The sequence below is a fragment of the Stackebrandtia sp. genome, from assembly GCF_035643755.1.
In the GTDB taxonomy this organism is placed as follows: Bacteria; Actinomycetota; Actinomycetes; order Mycobacteriales; family Micromonosporaceae; genus Stackebrandtia.
Genome location: NZ_DASQPW010000160.1, coordinates 1 through 5,420, shown reverse-complemented (window position 1 = coordinate 5,420; position 5,420 = coordinate 1). Strand labels below are relative to the sequence as shown.

The 5,420-nt window shown below is 68.0% G+C and carries 7 protein-coding genes and 1 pseudogene; 3 read left to right on the top strand and 5 right to left on the bottom strand.

Translation table 11 applies throughout. The features are described from left to right. Positions 1-217 precede the first annotated feature (217 nt). Positions 218-1,516 (top strand): ArsB/NhaD family transporter, encoded by a 1,299-nt coding sequence (locus VE172_RS11965; RefSeq protein WP_324801693.1) that lies wholly within the window; start codon positions 218-220, stop codon positions 1,514-1,516. Between the two features lie 83 nt (positions 1,517-1,599). Beyond that, positions 1,600-2,025, top strand: a complete 426-nt coding sequence (locus VE172_RS11960) for an LppU/SCO3897 family protein (RefSeq protein ID WP_324801690.1) — start codon at positions 1,600-1,602, stop codon at positions 2,023-2,025. Between the two features lie 7 nt (positions 2,026-2,032). Here the strand turns inward: VE172_RS11960 and VE172_RS11955 are convergent, their stop codons facing one another. The 5 genes and pseudogenes from VE172_RS11955 to VE172_RS25440 form a co-directional block, all read right to left on the bottom strand. Further along, positions 2,033-2,836, bottom strand: coding sequence for a PH domain-containing protein (locus VE172_RS11955; protein WP_324801687.1), 804 nt, complete (start codon positions 2,834-2,836; stop codon positions 2,033-2,035). Then, positions 2,836-2,991 (bottom strand): hypothetical protein, encoded by a 156-nt coding sequence (locus VE172_RS11950; protein WP_324801685.1) that lies wholly within the window; start codon positions 2,989-2,991, stop codon positions 2,836-2,838. Before VE172_RS11950 ends, VE172_RS11955 begins: the two co-directional genes overlap by 1 nt. A gap of 336 nt (positions 2,992-3,327) precedes the next feature. Continuing rightward, positions 3,328-3,960: a TrmH family RNA methyltransferase gene (locus VE172_RS11945; RefSeq protein ID WP_324801682.1), complete on the bottom strand. Its 633-nt coding sequence runs from the start codon at positions 3,958-3,960 to the stop codon at positions 3,328-3,330. A gap of 9 nt (positions 3,961-3,969) precedes the next feature. Continuing rightward, a complete protein-coding gene (locus VE172_RS11940; protein WP_324801680.1) occupies positions 3,970-4,347 on the bottom strand; it encodes a thiol-disulfide oxidoreductase DCC family protein in 378 nt (125 codons plus the stop codon). A 1-nt stretch (position 4,348) separates the two neighbouring features. Further along, positions 4,349-5,170: pseudogene (locus VE172_RS25440) on the bottom strand (SDR family NAD(P)-dependent oxidoreductase); the annotation flags it as partial. A 70-nt stretch (positions 5,171-5,240) separates the two neighbouring features. Here VE172_RS25440 and VE172_RS11930 point away from each other — a divergent pair. Then, on the top strand, positions 5,241-5,420 hold a 180-nt coding region (locus VE172_RS11930), incomplete at its 3' end, for a hypothetical protein (RefSeq protein WP_324801674.1).

The window sequence follows — 5,420 nt, the reverse complement described above, 5'->3', positions numbered from 1 at the left end:
CGGCCGGTGCCACGGAATGAGTAGAAGAGGAAAAACTACTGCCCATGAGTTAGCCCTCCTTCACGCACCGAGAGCTTTTTACGATCATCGTCGATACCTGGGTATTTGTCCAGTGCCTGACACCGGTAATGTCTCCCGGCGTCGTGGTCCTCACGTGGTGTGCCGGGAAGTCTGGTCGGCGTTTGTCCCGCTCACCACGCCGTAAAGGGGGTCCGACGTGACCTGGCAAGCCTGGGCCGCCGTCGTAGCATTCGCCGGAGCATACGTCCTGATCGCCACCGAGGTCGTCCGCCCGGTGGCTTCCGCCGTGGGCGGCGCGATCGTGATGTTCCTGCTCGGAGCGGCCACCGACCGGACCGCGTTCTTCGACGAGATGACCGGCATCGACTGGAACGTCATCTTCCTGCTGCTGGGCATGATGCTGATCGTCGCCGTCCTGAAACAGACCGGCATCTTCGAATATCTCGCCATCTGGTCGGCGAAGCGCGCCCGGGGGCGGCCGTTCAGCGTCCTGGTGATCCTCATCGTGGTGACCGCGGTGGCCTCGGCGGCCTTGGACAACGTCACCACGGTGCTGCTGGTGGCGCCGGTGACGTTCCTGGTGTGCGAACGGCTCAATCTCAAGCCGGTGCCGTTCATCATCGCCGAGGTGCTGGCGTCCAACATCGGGGGCACGGCCACCCTGATCGGCGACCCGCCCAACATCATCATCTCGCAAAAGGCGCACATCACCTTCAACGACTTCCTGGTGAACATGGCGCCGCTGGTGGTGCTGCTGATATTGGTGCTGGTCGCCATGTGCCGCTTCATGTTCCGCGAGTCGTTCCGTTACGACCCCAAGCGGGCCATGGCGATCATGGCACTGCGCGAACGCGACGCCATCAAGAACAAGCGGCTGCTCGTGATGTCGCTGGCGGTGCTGGCGGCGGTGCTGGCCGGCTTCACCCTGCAACGCGCCGTGGGCATCTCACCGTCCATTGTGGCAATGATCGGCGGCCTGGTGCTCTTCGCCGCCTCCCGGCTACCCGGCGAACGGATAGCCCGGGAGATCGAGTGGGAGACCCTCGTCTTCTTCGCGGGCTTGTTCATCATGGTGGGCGCGCTGGTGAGCACGGGCGTGATCGGCAAGGTCTCCGACGCCGCGACCGGCGCGCTGGGCGACAACGTCCCCGGCGCGACCATGCTGCTGTTGTGGGGTTCGACGGTGCTGTCGGCGATCGTCAACAACATCCCCTACGTGGCGACGATGAGCCCCATCGTCGAGCAGCTGGCGCACCACGCCGGCGACGGGACACAGTCGCACGTGCTGTGGTGGGCGCTGGCGTTCGGAGCCGACCTGGGCGGCAACGCCACGGCCATCGGCGCCTCGGCCAACGTGGTGGCGCTGGGCATCGCCGCGCGATCCGGGCACCGCATCTCGTTCTGGCAATTCACCAAGTACGGGTTGCTGGTGACGGTGGTTTCGGTCGCGATGGTCACGGTGTACCTGTGGCTGCGCTACCTGGCGTGGGGCTGAACGGCACGTTTTGGTGATGAACCGACTGCGCGATGCGCGTTGTCTGGATGTCGAAGACTTCTGGCCCACACACGGGAGACTCGATGTCCCACCCACAGCAGTACGGACCGCGGCAGCGGCCGCCCTACCCACCGCCGGTACCGCCGCCGCCGTTTCCGACCCGGCCGTACCCGCCCTATCCCCCGCCGCAGGCGCGCCCCCGCCGCCGCGGATTCACCGTCTTCGGCATCGCGGTCGCGGTGCTGCTGGGCGGCGCCGGCCTCACGCTGGGGCTGCTGGAGTCGAACCCGAACGTCGGCGACTGTCTGTCCAGCATGGATGACCATTTCGTCGGCGGCCTGGACGTGGTCGACTGCGGCAGCAAGGACGCCCGCTACGAGGTGGTGGAGAAGACCAGCGGCTACGGCGGTGGGATCTGCTCCGACCACTCCGACGGCAAGACCTTCACCGAATACGGCGGGCGCCACCATCGGGCGAGCTGGTCGATCTGCGCCGTCCCGGTGAAGTGACGGCCGACTACGCGTCGCCGCCGCGGGCGCTGTCGTTTTGGAGCTCGTCGTCGAGGCTCTCGTCCGCGGTGTCGCGGGCGTCCACGGCCTCGGGCTCGTACATCTCCTCGCAGATCTGGAGATAGAGCTCGTTGGGATCGGGCAGGTGCTTGACCTCGCGCAGCGCCTGGTCCTGACCGGCCGACTCCATGACGAAGCTGCCGTAGTTCATCATGCGGCCCAGCGGCGACTGCTCGTACTTCATGTCGGTGACCCGCAGCAGCGGCATCATCGCGACCTTGCGGGTGACGATGCCGTTGATGACCATGACCCGCTTGTTGGTGAGGATGAAGCGGTCGAAGTACCAGTCGAAGACCCGCCACGCCCCCCACAGCAGGATGAGGATGTAGACGATGACGACGCCGGTGACCAGGGTCTGGTTGCCGCCCTTGGCGAACAGGCCGGTGACGTAGCCGCCGACGAAGGTCGCGAGGATGCCCACCACGATGACGGGCATCAGGTGGATCCAGTGGCGGCGCCACTCGCCGCGGTACTTCTCGGTGGGGAACAGGTACCGGGCGGCCAGGGGGGACGGCACGTCCGGTACGGGCATATTGCTGGGGCCCAAGGGCATTCCCGAAGCGTCGAATCGGAAACCGGTGAGGTCGTCCTCTCCGATATCCGGGGTGGACGACCGGGGTGCCGCGTTGGGGTCCACCGAACCGCTGGCGGTCTCGGATGGTTGCCGCTGGTTCGGTGGATCGAGCGATTCGGTGATCCGGTCTTCTGACTCTCCCGGATCACCGTCGCCCGAGCGGCTGCCATCGGTCATCAGGAGACGAGTCCTGAGATAAACGTGGCGAAGCCATTGCCGATATCGGCGATCGTGCCGGCGATCGTCGTGACGACGTTGCCGGCGCTGTCAGGCTTGAATGCGACAAAGAAAACCAAGAAGGCCACTCCGGCCCACATCAGTATCTTCTTCATGTCGGGCGAACCCCCTCCCACAGCGTCTCGAACGAACCCCGGCCACCGACCACATTGGTGAAAGCCGGTTCTCCTGGATTCACGGACACCACTGAGCGTACAGCTTGTGTCGCGATGATGTACTTCTTGTCAGTCGTAACGTCTACGGCCACGGCGTCGCCTTTCAATGGGTTCTGCCGCCTCTAGGTTAGCTTCCTTTTACCCCAAGCGCACCCCTGAGTCTCTATCGCACCAGGCAATGGACAGCCTAGACGGTACTAATGTCGCAAGTCCGACAAATCATGAAGTGACGGGCGCTTCGGCGCGTCGGTGTCGCATATCCGTCACTACGTCGGATTACTCGCCAATGGTGTCCGAAGTGGGTAGCCGCGCGTGGGCGCGAACCCAGGCGTGCATGGCGATCCCGCTGGCGACACCCGCGTTGATGGAGCGGGTCGATCCGAACTGGGCGATGGAGCAGACCCGTCGGCACGCGCCGCGCGCCTGAGTGGACAGACCCGGTCCCTCCTGGCCGAAGAACAGCACGCAGCGGCGCGGCAGTCCGGTCGTCTCCAGGGGCACGCTGCCGGGAAGGTTGTCGATGCCGATGATGTCGAGTCCGTCCTGTGTGGCCCACGCCAGGAACTCGTCGATGGTCGGGTGGTGGTGGACGTGCTGGTATCGGTCGGTGACCATGGCGCCGCGGCGGTTCCAGCGCCGCTTGCCCACGATGTGGACGGCGCGGGCGGCGAAGGCGTTGGCGTTGCGCACCACCGTGCCGATGTTGAAGTCGTGCTGCCAGTTCTCGATCGCGACGTGGAAGTCGTGGCGGCGGGAGTCCAGGTCGGCGACGATCGCCTCGCGGCGCCAGTAGCGGTAGCCGTCGACGACGTTGCGGCGGTCGCCGTCGGCCAGCAGCTCGGGGTCGTACCGCGCGTCGGTGGGCCAGTCGCCGGTCCACGGGCCGACGCCCACCTCGTTGTCGTCCACGCGCTGAAACTAACGCAGCGCGCAGGAGGCGGTGCCGCCCGGCATGCGGTGGCGGTTGCGGGCCACCAGGCGATAGACGGGGCCGGCCGCGGCGCGCACCGGCGGCAGGTCGGCAACGCGGCCGACGGCCCGCCAGAAGCCAAGGCGCCCACGCGAATCGCGCAGCACCGCCGCGATCGCCGCCGGGCCCGAGCGCACGGGGGCGGGCGGGTCGACCCACTGGACGGCCCGCTGACAGTCGGCGGCGGACAGGCCCGCGGCGGCGATGTCGAAGCGCTGCCAGGGTTCCACCGCGGCGCCGGGACGGACGCGGCGGACGATGAACTCGGCGCACCGCGTGCAGAAGGCGCAGTCGCCGTCGTACAGGAAGAACGCCGCGTTCGTCATGTCTCCACGCTAACGCGCGGATGGCGGCGCCCCCGTCGACGACGAGGACCTGGCCCGTGATGTAGCCCGCCGACGGCGAGCACAGGAACGCCGCGGCCGCGGCCGCCTCGTCGGGGGTGCCCGGGCGGCCGATCGGCATGTCGAGGCCGCGTTGGAGTTCGGGGACGGTGGAGGAGCCCGTGCGGATCAGGCCGGGGGCCACCGCGTTGACGGTGACGCCGTCGGCGACCAGTTCCATGGACAGCGCGCGGGTCAGGCCCGCGACTCCCGCCTTGGCGGCGGCGTAGGCGGCCTCGGCGGGGACCCCGTTGACGACGCCCGCGGTGGCGGCGACGTTGACGACCCGTCCCCAGCCGCGCTCGGCCATGCCCTGGACGAAGGCGCGGCTCACCAGGAACGTGGTGGACAGGTTGCGCTGCACCTCGTTCTGCCACTCGGCGTAGGTGAGCTGGGCGACGGGGCGCAGCACGGCGGGCCCCGTCTTGGAGGCGAGACCGGCGTTGTTGACCAGGACGTCGACCTCGCCGATCTGTTCGGAGATCGCGTCGGACAGGCCCGCCACCTCGGCGTCCTCGGTGAGGTCGACGACGAAGCCCGTGCCGCCGATCTCGGCGGCGCGCTCGTGGATGCGTTTGGTGGTCGACACGATGATGACCTCGGCGCCCGCGGCGCGCAGCCGCTTGGCGACGGCGAACCCGATGCCCTCGGGGCTGCCCGCCCCCGTCACCAGGGCCACCTTCCCCTCCAGGCTATCCACATTGGTCTCCTCGGGGCGGACGGCAGATGGGTGAACGATGACATCCGAGCTGTCGTGTGACTCCATGGCCCGATCCTCGCATGGATCGCCGTGAGGTTGTCCGATGGCGGTGACGTATCCGTGTCACCATCGACTCATGAGCGAACCCGCCGCCCGTCCGCCGGGCGATGCCGCGGCCGCGCTCGCGGTCGCCACGGCGCGCGACGCGTTGCGGCGCAAGGAAACCGAGACGTCCGAGCTCGTGGACGAGACCGCCGCCGCCGACCCCGACGCCCGCGCGGCCCTCGGCGCGCCCGGCGCCACCTTCGTCACGCTG